Origin of the sequence: Arthrobacter sp. StoSoilB5, from assembly GCF_019977235.1 — a bacterium.
Classification (GTDB): domain Bacteria; phylum Actinomycetota; class Actinomycetes; order Actinomycetales; family Micrococcaceae; genus Arthrobacter.
The window spans coordinates 3,729,130-3,743,412 of record NZ_AP024646.1 but is presented as its reverse complement, the minus strand read 5'-3'; the positions used below and the strand labels follow the sequence as shown (position 1 = coordinate 3,743,412).

At 62.6% G+C, this 14,283-nt stretch carries 15 protein-coding genes; 10 read left to right on the top strand and 5 right to left on the bottom strand.

From position 1 onward, the window contains the following. Window positions 1-175 precede the first annotated feature (175 nt). The 6 genes from LDN75_RS16890 to LDN75_RS16865 all read left to right on the top strand — a co-directional run bounded on the left by LDN75_RS16890 (window position 176) and on the right by LDN75_RS16865 (window position 6,727). Window positions 176-1,855, top strand: coding sequence for a trypsin-like peptidase domain-containing protein (locus tag LDN75_RS16890; protein WP_223933665.1), 1,680 nt, complete (start codon window positions 176-178; stop codon window positions 1,853-1,855). Between the two features lie 296 nt (window positions 1,856-2,151). Further along, window positions 2,152-2,955, top strand: a complete 804-nt coding sequence (locus tag LDN75_RS16885; protein ID WP_223933663.1) for an electron transfer flavoprotein subunit beta/FixA family protein — start codon at window positions 2,152-2,154, stop codon at window positions 2,953-2,955. 13 nt (window positions 2,956-2,968) lie between these two features. Then, window positions 2,969-3,922, top strand: a complete 954-nt coding sequence (locus tag LDN75_RS16880; protein ID WP_223933662.1) for an electron transfer flavoprotein subunit alpha/FixB family protein — start codon at window positions 2,969-2,971, stop codon at window positions 3,920-3,922. Window positions 3,923-3,927: 5 nt separating this feature from the next. Beyond that, complete coding sequence (locus LDN75_RS16875; RefSeq protein ID WP_223933660.1) at window positions 3,928-4,707, top strand: PIG-L deacetylase family protein; 780 nt, start codon at window positions 3,928-3,930, stop codon at window positions 4,705-4,707. A 74-nt stretch (window positions 4,708-4,781) separates the two neighbouring features. Next, window positions 4,782-5,327, top strand: a complete 546-nt coding sequence (locus LDN75_RS16870) for a gluconokinase (RefSeq protein ID WP_223933659.1) — start codon at window positions 4,782-4,784, stop codon at window positions 5,325-5,327. After that, window positions 5,324-6,727: a gluconate:H+ symporter gene (locus LDN75_RS16865; RefSeq protein ID WP_223933657.1), complete on the top strand. Its 1,404-nt coding sequence runs from the start codon at window positions 5,324-5,326 to the stop codon at window positions 6,725-6,727. Before LDN75_RS16870 ends, LDN75_RS16865 begins: the two co-directional genes overlap by 4 nt. A gap of 101 nt (window positions 6,728-6,828) precedes the next feature. Here the strand turns inward: LDN75_RS16865 and LDN75_RS16860 are convergent, their stop codons facing one another. From LDN75_RS16860 to LDN75_RS16845, 4 genes are all read right to left on the bottom strand, one after another. Further along, window positions 6,829-7,662, bottom strand: a complete 834-nt coding sequence (locus LDN75_RS16860) for an anti-sigma factor (protein ID WP_223933655.1) — start codon at window positions 7,660-7,662, stop codon at window positions 6,829-6,831. A 1-nt stretch (window position 7,663) separates the two neighbouring features. Further along, window positions 7,664-8,269 (bottom strand): ECF RNA polymerase sigma factor SigK, encoded by a 606-nt coding sequence (sigK, locus tag LDN75_RS16855; protein WP_223933653.1) that lies wholly within the window; start codon window positions 8,267-8,269, stop codon window positions 7,664-7,666. Window positions 8,270-8,459: 190 nt separating this feature from the next. Continuing rightward, window positions 8,460-8,927, bottom strand: coding sequence for a tRNA (cytidine(34)-2'-O)-methyltransferase (locus LDN75_RS16850; protein WP_223937615.1), 468 nt, complete (start codon window positions 8,925-8,927; stop codon window positions 8,460-8,462). Between the two features lie 87 nt (window positions 8,928-9,014). Further along, the gene (locus LDN75_RS16845) at window positions 9,015-9,959 is read right to left on the bottom strand and encodes a J domain-containing protein (RefSeq protein ID WP_223933652.1); all 945 of its coding nucleotides are present in this window, start codon (window positions 9,957-9,959) and stop codon (window positions 9,015-9,017) included. Between the two features lie 122 nt (window positions 9,960-10,081). On the opposite strand from LDN75_RS16845, the gene LDN75_RS16840 reads away from it, so the two are divergent. Together LDN75_RS16840 and LDN75_RS16835 are read left to right on the top strand one after the other, a co-directional pair. Continuing rightward, a complete protein-coding gene (locus LDN75_RS16840) occupies window positions 10,082-11,008 on the top strand; it encodes a YegS/Rv2252/BmrU family lipid kinase (protein ID WP_223933651.1) in 927 nt (308 codons plus the stop codon). 64 nt (window positions 11,009-11,072) lie between these two features. Continuing rightward, window positions 11,073-11,774, top strand: a complete 702-nt coding sequence (locus LDN75_RS16835; RefSeq protein ID WP_223933649.1) for a hypothetical protein — start codon at window positions 11,073-11,075, stop codon at window positions 11,772-11,774. A gap of 3 nt (window positions 11,775-11,777) precedes the next feature. Here the strand turns inward: LDN75_RS16835 and LDN75_RS16830 are convergent, their stop codons facing one another. After that, window positions 11,778-12,197 carry a hypothetical protein gene (locus LDN75_RS16830; protein ID WP_223933647.1) on the bottom strand — a complete coding sequence of 140 codons (420 nt, stop codon included), beginning with the start codon at window positions 12,195-12,197 and terminating at the stop codon, window positions 11,778-11,780. A 91-nt stretch (window positions 12,198-12,288) separates the two neighbouring features. On the opposite strand from LDN75_RS16830, the gene LDN75_RS16825 reads away from it, so the two are divergent. Together LDN75_RS16825 and LDN75_RS16820 are read left to right on the top strand one after the other, a co-directional pair. Continuing rightward, entirely contained in the window at window positions 12,289-12,972 is a 684-nt protein-coding gene (locus tag LDN75_RS16825; RefSeq protein ID WP_223933645.1) for a helix-turn-helix domain-containing protein, read from the top strand. A 43-nt stretch (window positions 12,973-13,015) separates the two neighbouring features. Beyond that, window positions 13,016-14,245, top strand: coding sequence for a cysteine desulfurase family protein (locus tag LDN75_RS16820; protein ID WP_223933644.1), 1,230 nt, complete (start codon window positions 13,016-13,018; stop codon window positions 14,243-14,245). The last annotated feature ends 38 nt before the right edge of the window (window positions 14,246-14,283 follow it).

Below are 14,283 nucleotides of genomic sequence, written 5' to 3'. Positions count from 1 at the left end.
CAGGAGAAACGCTCAATGCCTGCACGTTGAGGCCCTGTGTGTCAGCCCTCGCTGCCGTTCGTGCGGGCTCCTTTGCAGCACCGAGACCGGCTTTCAGGAAGCTCCCAGCGAACGTCCGAATTTGTTCCAGTAAAAAGGGCCATAGTTATGGAAGACAAGGATGAAAGGAAGTCCCATGACGGAGAACCCAGCGCAGGGCACCGCACCAGAGAACCGTGATCCGTCCGAGCCCCGGGATCCCGCTGCAAGCTCTGACGCCGCCCAAACCCACCAGCAGCCGACCCAGCAGTCTGCCTGGAACTCCGGGCAGGGCGCCGGTACGCATGCAACAACTCCGCTGCCGGCCTTTCAGCCGCCTGCCCAACCGGCGCCGCACGCCAATGCCAATCCAGTCAATGCCAACCCAGGGGCACACACCAACAGCCAGCCCCAGGTCAACCCGCGCTCCGAAGGAAACACAGGCCAGCCAAACACAGGCCAGCCAAACACGGGCCAGCCACAGTACTACGGTGGCCCGCAGCCCCACGAACCCGGGCACCGCCCCAACTACCCGCAGCACCAGCCGTTTTATGGCGGGGGGACCAATCCCGGAAACCCCACTCCCGGCCAGGGCTTCCACAGCGCACCTGGCCAGCAGTCCTCGGTAAGCACCAAGCGCAAGCCTGCGTTCGGTATTGGCACGCTCCTTGCCAGTATCCTCGCTGCAGGCTTGGTAGGCGGCGGCGTGGTGGCGGGCAGCAGCATGCTTTTGGACAACCCGGCACCGACGGCTTCAACTGGCGGACAGTCGAGCACGGTGATCGTCAACAACAAGGATGACGTCAACGTCATCACCGCAGCGGCAGCGAAAGCGTCGCCAAGCGTCGTCACCATCAAAGCGACGGCCGGTAATGAAGGCGGAACCGGCTCCGGCATCATCATCGATGACCAGGGCCACATCCTTACCAATACGCACGTCGTTACCCTGGACGGTGCAACGTCGAATGCTGCCATCGAGGTCCGCACGAGTGATGGAAAGGTCCTGAAAGCCAAGGTGGTTGGAACCGATCCGCTATCGGACCTCGCGGTCATCAAAGTCGACGACACGTCGGGCTTGGTACCTGCCACGCTCGGTGACTCTTCGAAGATCAACGTGGGGGACACCGCCGTCGCGATCGGTTCGCCTCTTGGCCTGACTGGCACGGTGACGGACGGTATCGTCTCCACGCTCAACCGCACCATCAGCGTCGCGTCCTCAGCTGCCCCGAAGGAAGGCACCGACAATTCGCAGGGCGGTGACCAGGGCTTCCAGTTCGCACCTCCGGGTGGTGGCCAGAGCCCGTCCACCGCGAACGAGGGCTCGATCTCGATCAACGTGATCCAGACTGATGCCGCGATCAACCCGGGCAACTCCGGTGGCGCGCTGGTGAACAGCAAGGGCGAGATCATCGGCGTCAATGTCGCCATCGCATCTGCGGGTAGTGGCACATCGGATTCCTCCACCGGCAACATCGGCGTGGGCTTCAGCGTCCCGATCAACCATGCCAAGCGCGTTGCTCAGGAAATCATCGATACCGGCAAAGCAAGCCATGGCCAGTTCGGTGTCTCCGTACGTTCGAAGTCGTCCACCGGTAGCGACTCCGGATTCTCGGTTGGCGCAGAAGTGGCTTCGGTAACTACGGGTTCGGCCGCTGCGAAGGCCGGCATCAAGGTTGGCGACGTCGTTACCAAGTTCGGTGACTACGCGGTGACTGACCCCAACCAGTTGACAGCGGCAGTGCGCGAGCAGCCTGCCGGTGCCAAGGTCAAGGTAACCATCCAGCGCAACGGGCAGTCGCAGGAAGTCGAAGTTACCTTGGACGCCGCTCAACAGTAAGAACAACAACGGTATGGAACCAGCGCACCATTAGGGAACCAGCGCAACAATAGGGAACCTGCTGGCAGCGAACGACGGCGGGCGGCACCTCAGCGGTGCGGCCCGCCGTCGATCTGTGCTCCTGTTGCCGCTCCTGTTGGCACGGCCGATGAAACAGGGGTTAACGCACGCAGTGGATTTCTGCGGGCAATATGCTTAGCTAGGGGGAGCCCACGCGCTGGGCAATTCACGGCCACGCTGCTGCGGTTGGCCGTCCACAAGCATGGAAGGCTGCTTCGAAGACAGTGGAAGAGACATTGAAGATTGTCGTTCTGGTCAAGCACGTCCCGGACGCGCAGTTCGACCGGCACATCACCGGACCCGGCAACACAACTGACCGTGACGAGAGCATTTTGTCGGAACTGGACGAGTACGCCCTTGAGGCAGCACTGCAGCTGGCTGAAGAGCGTGGTGGAACCAAAGCCGGCAACGAGGTCATTGCCCTCAGCATGGGACCCTCTGGTGCGGTGAACGCCCTCAAGAAGTCGCTCCAGATTGGCGCCTACTCTGGAGTCCACCTCAGCGATGACGCGCTGGCCGGTTCGGACGCTGCGGCTACATCCCTGGCGCTTGCGGCCACCATCCGACACCTCTCCGCGGACGGCCGCCCGGTGGACCTGGTCCTGACCGGTATGGCATCCACGGACGGCGAGACGTCGTTGATTCCGGCCCAGCTGGCCGAGCGGCTATCGCTCCCGCAGCTGACGTTTGCCTCCAGCCTTGAGGTCAACGGACGCACCGTGGTGGCACGTCGCGATGCCGGCGCCCACTCGGAGACCGTGGAAGCGCAGCTCCCTGCACTCGTCTCGGTGACAGATCAGATCAACGAGCCGAGGTACCCCAACTTCAAGGGAATCCTGGCAGCCAAGAAGAAGAAGATCGCCTCGCTGTCGCTTGCCGATATTGGAGTCGATCCCTCCCAGGTAGGCCAGGCAGGCTCGTGGACGGTTGTGGAGTCGGCAGCCGCCCGCCCGCCACGGACCGCAGGCACGATCATCACCGACGAAGGCGACGCCGGCATCAAGCTCGTCGACTTCCTGGCCGCCCAGAAGCTGCTCTAAGAGGACTCCAACCATGGCAAATGCACTTGTTTTCATTGACAACCCCGGGGCCGCGCTCAAGAAGAGCAACTTGGAGCTCCTGACCCTGGCGCGAAAGCTGGGGGAGACCGCCGTCGCGTTCACTGGTGAATTGACCGACGACGTCGCCGCCACCTTGGGTGCCTACGGCGCAACGACGATCTACCAGCCCTCGGTGGATGACCTGGCTGACTACCTGGTTGCACCGAAGGCCGCCTACCTGGCGGCCGCGGTGGCGACTTCCGGTGCGACGGCTGTCCTGCTGGAAAACTCGCCTGAAGGCAAAGAAATTGCCGGACGGCTAGGCATCAAGCTAAACGCGGGAGTCATCACCGATGTTGTTGGCTTGGACGCGGACCGCACGGCACACAAGTCGGTCCTGGCCGGTTCCTACAACACCACCGCCAAGGCGACCACTCCGGTGGCAGTCCTTTCGGTCAAGGCCAACATCGTCGAACCGGAGCCGGCAGGTACGGTTGCCGAACCCGCCACTGCAAAGGTAGAGGTTCCGGCGGATGCTGTCGCTAATGCAGCCCGGATCTCCTCCCGTACGGAGAAACCCGCCAGTGGCCGTCCCGACCTCAGCGAGGCACGGATTGTCGTGGCAGGCGGCCGCGGCGTCGATGGCGACTTTGCCCCGGTGGAAGAACTCGCCGATGCCCTTGGTGCCGCCATCGGCGCTTCCCGTGCGGCAACTGATGCGGGCTGGATCGGCCACGACGCCCAGGTGGGCCAAACGGGCGTGACCGTCTCTCCGCAGCTGTACATTTCGGCAGGTATCTCAGGGGCAATCCAGCAAAAGGCTGGAATGCAGACGTCCAAGGTTATTGTGGCCATTAACAAGGACGCGGAGGCTCCTGTTTTTGAGATCGCGGACTTCGGCATCATCGGCGATCTTTTCAAGGTTCTGCCGCAGGCAACTGCTGAGATCAAGAAGCGGAAAGGCTGATCCCTTTGACTTCTGGCGTTTCGTCAGCAAAGAGCCCGTTCAACGCCTCCACGGAGCGTGTTGAGCGGGTGCTTTGTTTTACTGCCCATCCTGACGACATCGACTTCGGGGCGGCAGGCACCATAGCTGCCTGGACTGCTGCTGGAGTCCAGGTCAGCTACTGCATCATGACCGACGGCGACGCCGGTGGGTTCGATCCCGTGGACCGGGAACGCATCATTGAACTCCGTGCCACGGAACAGCAACGCGCGGCGGCGTTGGTGGGAGTTCACGATATCCACTACTTACACGAGCATGACGGCTACCTTGAGCCGACACACAACGTCATCAAGCAGGTTGTAAAGCTCATTCGGGAAATCCGGCCGGACATCGTGCTGACCATGCATCCCGAGAGGAATTGGGACCGCCTTCAGAAGAGCCACCCCGATCACCTCGCAGCAGGGGAAGCCGTGACCCGGGCGGTTTATCCTGCCGTGGAGAATCCCTTTGCCTACCCTGAGCTGGCCGAGGCGGGATTGACAGCCTACAAGCTGCCATGGCTGTGGTTTATCTCCAGTCCGGAGGACCGTGAGAACCATTTCGTGGACGTCACCAAGCATGTTGATGCGAAGATCGATGCCATCCGCATCCACGCTAGCCAGCACCCCGATGTCGAGGGGATGGAGCGCGTGGTCCGCGGCATGTTGCTGGCCAATGGTGCCCGTGCAGGGCTTCCGACGGGGGCAAGCGCTGAGAGTTTCCACGTGGTGTCGGTCAACGGATCCAGCACTATCGCCGGCTTCTGATATTGCCGTTATGTAACCCGTGTCATATGCTGGACCTCGGTTAAATCATATTTATTCGAGGAAGGCAGACTTTGATGGCGAAGACTGCACAGCAACCCGTGCTGGTGATTATGGGAGTCTCCGGCTCGGGCAAATCGACTGTAGCCGGCGTTCTTGCCGGAAAGCTTGGATGGGATCTCGCCGAAGGCGACGATCTGCATCCTGAAGCGAATGTGGCCAAGATGCACTCAGGTCAGGCCCTCAGCGATGAGGACCGCTGGCCTTGGCTTGGCATTATTGCTGCCTGGATCCGGGAACACACAGATGCCGGTACGCCGGCCATCATTACGTGCTCGGCGCTGAAGAAGAAGTACCGCGACGTGCTCCGCGGCGAAGGCGTTGTCTTTGTTTTCCTTCAAGGGAGCAAAGACAAGATCTCCGACCGCCTTGCGTCACGGCACGGGCACTTCATGCCGCCGTCGCTCCTGGAGTCCCAGTTTGAAGCACTTGAGGAACCCACGGAAGACGAGAACTACGTCTCGTTGTGTGTTTCGGCGTCACCTGCCGAGGAAGCGGACGAAGTCATCGAACGGCTTGGCTTGCGCCCCGTCGGTGACGGTTCCGAAGCGACAGCCTCGTGATCGCCCTGGAAACTGCCACGCAGGTACAGGAATGGACAGCGCACGACACCCAGCTTCTTGTGGTGGCAGCGTTGGGTATTGCCTTGATCGTGGTCCTCATCGCGAAGCTGAAACTCCACCCATTCCTGGCCCTGGTGCTGGGCTCGGCATTCGTTGGGCTTGCTTCCGGCGTGGAGCTGGGCAAAGTCATTACCAACTTCGAAGACGGGGTTGGGGGAGTCCTCAAGGAAGTCGGCCTCCTCATTGCGTTGGGCGCAATGCTTGGCAAACTGCTTGCCGACTCGGGCGGGGCCAACCGGGTTGTGGACACCTTGTTGGCGAAGGCCACCGGAAACAAGATCGTGTGGATGATCACGCTTGTGGCCGTGATCATTGGGCTGCCGATGTTCTTCGAAATCGGGTTGGTTCTCCTGCTGCCCGTGATTGTCCTTGTGACGCAGAGATCCGGGATGAAGCTCATGCGGATAGCCATCCCGGCTTTGGCGGGGCTTTCCGTGCTCCACGGACTGGTGCCCCCGCACCCCGGGCCCCTGATCGCCATCAGCGCGGTGAAGGCTGAATTGGGGACAACACTGGGCCTGGGTATCCTCGTGGCCATTCCCACGGTCATCATTTGCGGGCCGCTCTTCTCGCGGCTGGCCGCGCGTTGGGTTCCGGTAGAGGCTCCCGCCGTGGCGGGCGGGATCGACACCAAGCACAGCGCAGACCTTAGTGATGTCAAGCGTCAGCCCTCGTTCCTGGTGACGCTGCTGACCATCATCTTCCCGGTGGTCCTCATGCTGCTAAAGGCGTTGGGCGACATCATCTGGCCGGATGCAGCAACCGCTCCGATGATCCGGATCTTCTTCGATTTCGTGGGCCAGCCCTTGGTTGCCATGACATTGGCCGTACTGGCCGCCATCGTGACGTTCGGATACGCGGTGGGATTCACGGGCGGCAAGATCACCGCCAAGCTGGGCGACAGCTTGGGCCCCATCGCCGCAATCCTTTTGATCGTCGGAGCCGGCGGTGGCTTCAAGCAGACACTGATTGGTGCCGGCGTGGGCGACGCCGTCAAGAAGTGGGCGGAAGGTGCCAACATGTCCGTCCTCGTGCTGGGCTTCATCGTGGCGGTAGCACTCCGCCTCGCCACGGGCTCGGCGACCGTTGCAACCGTGACTGCTGCGGGCATTGTCGCGCCCCTGGCCAGCAGCTTGACCCCGAGCCATGCGGCGCTGCTCGCCTTGGCCATCGGTGCAGGCTCATTGTTCCTCTCACACGTGAATGACGCCGGATTCTGGCTGGTCAAGGAGCTCTTTGGACTGACGGTCGGTCAGACGTTCAAGACGTGGTCCGTTATGGAGACGCTGATCTCCGTGGTTGGCTTCGGCTTTGTGATGCTCTTGTCGCTGGTTTTGTAGCTGGACTGTTTTGTAGCCGTCTATTGGCTGCAGGAACAGTACGACGGCGGCCGCCCCACCGAGGTGGGTTGGCCGCCGTCGGGCGTTAATCTCCGGTGTCGTCAGGCGCTCAGCGGGACAACCAGCACAGGTGGCTGGGTGGGCGAGCTTGACCCTCCCACGGGCTCCACCGTGATGGCGACCGAGGAGGCTGAGGACAAGCCCTTCACGACTGCCGGCTTGGACAATGTCTCGGCATCCATTGTGCCCTGTGGAACCGGGGCCGATCCGTCCTTTGGCAGTGTCCACAGCTGGTAGACCTTGCCGTTGGGGGCAGGGGCAACGCCGTCCATCAGCACCACAAAGGAGTCCTTGGCGGAGGAAGCGGAAATCGTTGCCGTGCCACCTCCAGGAACCTCTGCAGTCTTCTTCCGGACATCCTGGGCCTGGAGGACCTGGTTCACGGGGTCGTTCTGGGCGGCAACGTATGCCCCCACACCCACGCCTCCCAAGGCTATGACAGCAGCAGCCGCCACACCCACCAGCCATGCGCGCCCACCACTCAAGCCCCGGCGCTCTGCGCGCTTGGTCCGGGCGGCGGAGAGTTCATCGACGACGGTCCCGGATGTGGCGGGAAGGGCTCCTTCAGCAGGCGGCCGTGTAGCAGCGTCTTTGGTGATCCGGTCCATGATGTTGCCGAAGAGGGCCGCGGGAGGCTCTTCCTCATGAGCGAAACCAAGGGTCAGAGTCTCACGGGCCTGCCGGACCCGCTCCTTGAAAGCCGGACCTTCCGGTGCATCCTTGATGTAGTCCTCAATCATGGCCCGCTCGGATTCAGTCACCGCATCCAAGGCATAGATCTCTGCCAGCTCGAGGACACGGCCCTCGGCCAAGTCGGTTGCGATGTCATTGGCGAACATTCTGCGGACAAATCCTCCACCGTTGTTTTCGCTCATATCAGCCCACCCCCAAGCAGGTTTTCAAGCGCAGGAGTCCGTCGCGGATGCGGGACTTAATGGTTGGGACGGCGGCGCCCAGGTGTTCCGCGACCTCCCTGTAGGTGAGTCCGCCGTAATAGGCGAGGCGAACAGATTCGCGCTGGGTTTCCGTCAGGGTGCCGAGGCACCGGCTGACGGCCTCGGCCTCAAAGTTTGTGTCGGCTTCTTCGGACACGACGTCGCGATCGAGGTCCTGGCTCGCAGCACCATACCGCGCTTCGCGGTCCGTGGCTGCCTGGACGGCGCGAACGCGGTCTATGGCACGGCGATGGGCGATGGTCATCAACCAGGCCAGGGGGCTTCCCGCCGCGCGATCGAACTTGGCGGCACCTTGCCAGACCTGGATAAAGACTTCCTGGGTGGCGTCTTCGCTCAGCTCAGAGTCGATCAGGACTCGCCTGGCCATGCCAAAGACGCGCCTTGAGGTCAGCCGATAGAACTCGGCGAAGGCCTCCTGGTCGCCTGCAGCAATCATTTCAAGCAGGCCCGTAAGCTGCGAGTTCAGGTCTGTCGCCGTGCCCGAAGTCTCGACGACCGGGGGAGCGGGATTGTTGGGGATGTCCATCACTGTCCAGCATAAGTCGTGCGGTTTGAAACCGGCAGCACGAGGGGAAGGCGTTGTGGATGCAGCGGACCGGCAGACTGCCGCCGCCGCTCTGGTCTCCACCGCACTCATGCAGGCTCCCTCATCGAATGTCCGTGGCAGGGAATCGATCCTGCATAGGTTATTCGGGGCCGGAGGCTCCGTGGATGGGCTACACCTTTGCGCCGGCAAATCCGTTCTGCCGCCAGGCCTCAAAAACGGCGATCGACGCTGCGTTGGCCAGGTTCAGTGAACGCAGGGAGGGCCGCATGGGGAGCCGCACCCGCGCAGTGACGTGTGGATCCTTCTTCAGCCATTCCGGGAGGCCCACGGATTCAGGGCCGAACATCAGCACGTCACCTTCACGGTAACTGACGTCTGTATAGGAGGTTTCGCCGTCGGACGTGAACGCAAAAACGCGCTCAGGTTGCAGCACGTCCCAAGCGGCGTTGATGTCCTTGTGGACCGTGACCACGGCGAGGTCGTGGTAGTCCAGGCCCGCCCGGCGCAGCTTGGCATCGGAGAAGTCAAAACCAAGTGGCTCCACCAGATGGAGTTCGGCGCCGGTGATGGCGGCCAAACGAATGGCGTTGCCCGTATTGCCCGGGATTTCTGGTGTGTGGAAGAGGATGCGGAACACCATCCCATCCTAGCCATTCCCATGCTAGCCAGTTCCATCCCGGGGGGGGCATGCGGGCAGTTTCATGCGGCCTGCGAACGCATGAGGTCAGTGCATGCCGCGGAGCAGGCGGGCGAGGACTGGAACCACCACGGTGTTGGGCGCTGGTCCTGAACTGAGGAAGTGCTTCAAACCGCGGGCCAACCCGGCGCCGTTGACCACTTCCACCGCATTATGGCCGGACTGCCCTTTGCCGTACTGGTCGATGACTGGTTCGTGCACGTTGCCGTCAGGGCTGTGCAGTACAACCCATCCGGTGACGTTCAACTCAGGGAAGATGTCCTGCATATGGCGGACAATGTGGGCCAGCTGCGGAGGCGCCACCGACCGCCCACCGTGGCGCAACGAACTCCCATCCCAGGCGTAGGCGCCCTTGGGCAACAGCATGGAACCGACCAAAGCCAGCCGGTAACCGGAGAGGACCGCATGGTCTATGTGGTTGTTGTCAGAGGGTGAGCGGAGCCCGTTGATGAGCCGTGCCGCGGGGATGGCCGGGAGGACCTGCCTGCTGATGAGCTGAACTGTCCGCATCTCGCGTTGGATGCGCGCTTCGGCACCGAAAATCCCGCGCTTTCTCGGCAACCCGTGGACCTGTTGGGCAGCTTCTGCCTTCGAAATGAGCGGAACCTCAAGGGGGTCATCAAAGGCTGGAACGTAAATGGGCGGATCGCCGGCCGTGTTGCGCTGGGGCTGTGGACGCCTGACCCCGGCGGTGGTCGCCGGGTCGGGTGCGGGCGCACCAGTGTAGTCGCCTGGACGCGGTTGGGTGCGCCCGGCGACGCCGCTGGCATACCTTCGGTCATACTCGGCCCGACGCTGCGGATCGATCAAGGTCTCATATGCGAGCGTTACCCGGCGGAACATTTCAGCCTCGCCGCCGTGATCCGGGTGGGCCTTCCGGGCTGCCTTGCGATATGCCACCTTGATCTCCTTGTCCGTCGCAGTGACGGACACGCGAAGGACCTGATAGTGCGAACTGCTGCCCTCGGCCAAGCACAGGCCCTTCTCTAGGATGTTGGTCCGCTCCTTTGGCGGGGCGGTCTGGTCAGTTTATCCAGCCACTATGTGAACGTCGGCAGCGCGTGCGGTGGTTCCCGGCTGGAATAATTCGACTGGTGAATCCTCCCTCGCCCAAGAATCCGGCCCACTCGTCGGGGAGGATCGCCCTTGCCATTAATCCAACAGCATCGTTCGGCCGTCACGGCAACGCCGGGAACGACGCCGCAGCATGCCTTCGCGCCGCGGGTCGCGACGTCGTCGTACTGGAAGCGGGCAGCTACGACGACCTCCGCACCTTGGTGGATGAGGCCATAGCTTCCGGCATCGGGGCGCTGGTTGTGGTGGGCGGCGACGGCATGGTCCATTTGGGGGTCAATGCGCTCGCCGGTTTGGACGTTCCTTTGGGAATCGTTCCGGCCGGCACGGGCAACGATGTGGCCAGGCTCCTTGGCCTGCCGCTCATGGACACGCAGGCGGCCTGTGATCACTTGCTTGCCGCGATGGAATCCGGCGGGCGCAGGATCGACGCCGGACGCGTCACCATTGGCGGGCGAAGCACCTACTTCGCAGGGGCGCTGTCTGCTGGATTTGATGCTGCCGTCAACGAACGGGCCAACTCGTGGCGTTGGCCGCGGGGAAGGAGCCGCTACAACCTGGCGATGCTCCGTGAGCTCGGATCCTTCCGACGCATCGAATACACGGTGACCGCCGATGGCGAGCAGTGGCGCCAGCCGGCACTGCTGATTTCTGTGGCAAACGGCCAATCGATCGGAGGCGGCATGAGGATCACGCCCGACGCCTTGCCCGATGATGGGTGGCTGGATTTATTTGTTGTCAAGCCATTGTCGCGCCTGCGTTTCCTTGCAGTGTTTCCCAAGGTCTTCGCCGGCAAACACATTGGCCATCCGGCCGTGGAGATCCGCAGGGTACGGAGAGTGCGGTTGGCGGCTGAAGGTGTAGTGGCCTACGCCGACGGCGAGCGCGTGGGCAGCTTGCCTCTGGAGGTCGAGGTCATCCCTGGTTGCCTCCGCGTCCTTGCGTAGCGGCCCTGCCGGTTAGACTCGATGGCGGCAGACGCCGGCTCGCCAGCAAAAGAGAGGATCGCCGATGGCACGGAGTGTTGGACCATTGAAGGCGGCCCCGGCCATGGTTGGGACGGTAGGTGCTGTGTCTGCCGCTGCTGCTTTGAGTGTGGTCCTTGCCGCATGCAGCGTGAACGTGCCCGATCCAGCGGCACCGAAGCCCTCGCCTTCCGAGTCGACGCTGTCCACCCCAACCATCACCCCCGGACACGATGCGGAGGCTGTCGCGGCCAAGGATCTGCCGTTGGGCGCCGGCGGAACGTTGGCCCCCGGGGATCCAGTGACGGTGTCCAGCCGCTTGGAGGAGGTGCCTGGATGGTCTGTCGTGCACTCAGGCATGCAGGGTGAAACCCGCTACTTGAAGACTGATGGTTGCGCGGTGGTTGTCCGGGTCAGCGTCAACCAGGGACCGTTGGTGGTACCGGGCGATGACGCCGGCTCCACCAGGGAACTGTTTCGCTACTTGGATCCGGGCATCGCGGTGGACAAGCTCAAGCCAACCTCATTGCGCTGGGGTCAGGACTCCGCCAAGCCAGCGCACAGAGTGGAAGTGCTGGCCTTGGAATCGGCCAAGCCGTCCGGCGGCACCGCTGCCTTGGTGCTTGCCAGGCTCTTCAGCAACCCGGCTTCCTCTGTTTATGTATCGCTGGCTTGCCCGGATAGCGGGACCTTGGCCAATGCCCGTGCCGACGTCGAGTCACAAGTGGCCTTGGTCCCACCAGCCTGAGTGTTATTTCTTGAACGCGATGGCCAATCGGTTCAACGCGAGTGCTCCCACCAGCAGGCCGAAGTCCCTCAGGGCGACGTCGAAGAACGAGCCAAGCACCAGCAGGTTGACGATGATGCCGAGCAGCCAGGCGGCGACCACGAGGGATCCCCAGCGTGGTCGCAGCGCAACGACAATGCCGGCGATAATTTCGATGACTCCCACGCCATACATGAAGGTCTGGGCTGAAAGAGGCACCACTGTGGTGGCTGCGGGTGCCAAGTACACGGTCCAGTCCACCAAGAGGTTGCTGAATTTGTCGAGCCCGAAAATGATCGGGGCAATCGTGAAGACCGTCCGCAGGAGGACAAAGGCCTGCCGGGAAGGATCCCGGAGGTCGCCAAGGCTGGACTTCGGGCTCACGTGGGTGGTTGCGGCTTCCATGGCGCATTCCTTTCTAAAAATGGATACTTTGATTTTAGATCTCCTCCATGAATTAAGCAACGAATCTTGTTTTTAGAGATATTCTGGCTGTATGACCGATGCACGCCGCTCATGGCTCCAAAGAATTTCGGCGATCGCCTCCTTGGACGACCACAATCGCCGGGCACTGTTCGCCTACGTGCGCGGCGCCTCAGATGCCGTTGGACGCGATGAGGCTGCCCGTGCCCTGGGTATTCCCCGCAGCACGGCGTCCTTCCACTTGGATCGGTTGGTGAAGGACGGCGTTCTGGAGGTGGAATTCAGGAAATCGTCCGAGAAAGCCGGGCCCGGTTCCGGTCGGCCCGCCAAGCTCTACCGTCCAGCCGTGGATGAGGTTGCTGCCTCCGTCCCTGAGCGCCAGTACGATCTCGCAGGGGACTTGATGGCTTCGGCCATCGCGCGTTCCCTGAAAGGGGACGTGCCCGTGAGGGACGCTTTGATGGACGTTGCAGACCGCAAAGGCCAGGAAGCAGGCAGGCCCGGTGACTTCCTTGGCGCATTGGCAGAACTTGGCTATGAGCCAATGGTCGACGATGCAGGGGGATACCGGCTGCTCAACTGTCCATTCCACCGGCTCTCGCAGCATCACGAGGAGGTGGTCTGCGCCATGAATGGTGCCTTCCTCAAGGGTGCGGCCACGGCAGCCGGCCTTAGTGCAGACAACGTCCTTCCGGAGCCTGGGACCGGATATTGCTGTGCCCGGATTGGCGGCCTGGAACCGGGCCCCAAGAACTGACAGTGACGCCGTCAGTAGAATTACAAGTCGGTAGAATTACAAGGTGCCCGTATACCTTGATCACGCCGCCACCACGCCAATGTCGGCCCAAGCCCTTGCTGTCATGACGCGCGAGCTTGCGCGAACCGGTAATCCCTCGTCCCTTCACGGAGCCGGACGTCGGGCAAGGCGCGCGGTTGAAGATGCGCGCGAAACCTTGGCGGCGGCCGCTGGTGCCCACCCTTCCGAGGTGATTTTCACCTCGGGTGGGACTGAGGCGGACAACCTGGCCGTCAAGGGCCTTTATTGGGCGCGCCACGACGAAAACCCGCGCCGGAAGCGCATCCTGTGTTCCGCCGTCGAGCATCATGCGGTCATGGACACGGTGGAGTGGCTTGAACGTCATGAGGGGGCCCAGGTTGTGTGGCTTCCTGTCGATGCAGAAGGTACGGTGCAGCTTGATGCCGTGCAGCGCGAACTGGAGCAGGATCCCGACTCCGTTGCGCTGGTCACGGTGATGTGGGCCAATAACGAGGTGGGCACCATCCAGCCCGTTGCCGGGATCGTGGAACTGGCCAGCCGATACGGGATTCCCGTGCACTCGGATGCTGTCCAGGCCTTCGGTTCCGTTCCGGTCGATTTCCGGGCTTCTGGGCTGGCGGCAATGTCAGTGTCCGCGCATAAACTTGGCGGACCCGTGGGCGTCGGCGCGTTGTTCCTCGGGCGGGCGATCAAGCTGACTCCGGTTCAACACGGCGGTGGCCAGGAGCGCGATGTGCGCTCGGGAACACTGGACACACCGGCCATTGCCGCCTTCGCGGCAGCCGCGGAGGCTGTCACCGCCAACCTTCCCGCGGAGAGCGGGCGAATCAGCAGGCTGCGGGATCGTCTCATCGCCGGGGTTGGGGAAGCCGTTCCGGACGCGGTGCTCCGCGGAGCGCCCGGGGAAGGCCGACTGCCAGGCAATGCCCACTTTACTTTTCCTGGTTGCGAAGGAGATTCACTGCTGTTCCTTCTTGACCTGGCAGGGGTTGAGTCATCCACCGGTTCGGCCTGCACCGCAGGGGTGCCCCGTCCGTCGCATGTTCTTCTGGCCATGGGGCTGGATGAAGATACTGCCCGTGGCGCCCAGCGCTTTACGCTGGGGCACAGCTCTACAGATGCCGACGTCGATGCCCTGCTTAAGGCGCTTCCCGAGGCTTGCGCCCGGGCCCGTCAAGCAGGCATGGCCGGTCATGAATCAAACATCCAGACAGCGGCAACGGTAGCGCGGCGGGGAGCCGCGGCGTCCTAGCCGGTCAATGAGGCCTGCGGCAAAAGTGGGTCGAAAAA